This window comes from Lactobacillus sp. HMSC08B12, assembly GCF_001808415.1.
Taxonomy (GTDB): domain Bacteria; phylum Bacillota; class Bacilli; order Lactobacillales; family Lactobacillaceae; genus Lactobacillus; species Lactobacillus delbrueckii.
Genome location: NZ_KV793198.1, coordinates 1 through 553, shown reverse-complemented (window position 1 = coordinate 553; position 553 = coordinate 1). Strand labels below are relative to the sequence as shown.

General features: G+C 47.7%; 1 protein-coding gene. It reads right to left on the bottom strand.

What is annotated here, in order from left to right; genetic code table 11:
• Window positions 1-189: 189 nt before the first annotated feature.
• Window positions 190-553, bottom strand: a 364-nt coding sequence (gene lepB, locus HMPREF3168_RS08115; protein WP_070489540.1) for a signal peptidase I, incomplete at its 5' end; no start/stop codon positions are given.

Here is a 553-nt window from a genome sequence, read left to right as displayed (position 1 = left end):
CCACTTCATTGGCTAAGAAGAAGGAGAAGACCACATAATAGATTGAGACGAAGACCAGGAACATGACTAAGACGTCCCGGAAAAACTTGCCCCAACTCTCTTCTTTAGGCGCTTGCTTTTTATTCTTGTTTGTCATTTTCTATACTCTTTTGGTTCTCTGTATACTAATTTTTATCCCTTTACTGCTTATTAATAAAAGTTGGTGCCGATCTGGGTAACTGGCCAGTAGCGCAGAACCGCCTTGCTTAAGATCTTGCTCCGCTTGATTGGGCCGAAGTAGCGGGAGTCCTTTGAAACGTCCCGGTGGTCACCCATGACCCAGTATTGGTTCTTCTTCAGCTTGATCTTGAAGTTGCTCGTGTAGTTGACCCCGGCTAAACGGTCAGCCTTCTTGTACTTGTTGTTCAAGTATGGCTGGGCCGTCTTCTTGCCGTTGATGTAGAGGGCGTCGTTCTTTGACTGAACCGTGTCACCTGGCAGGCCGATCACCCGCTTGATATACATGGCGTTTGCCTGGTCCGGCGCCTTGATGATGACAACGTCGTTTCTCTTC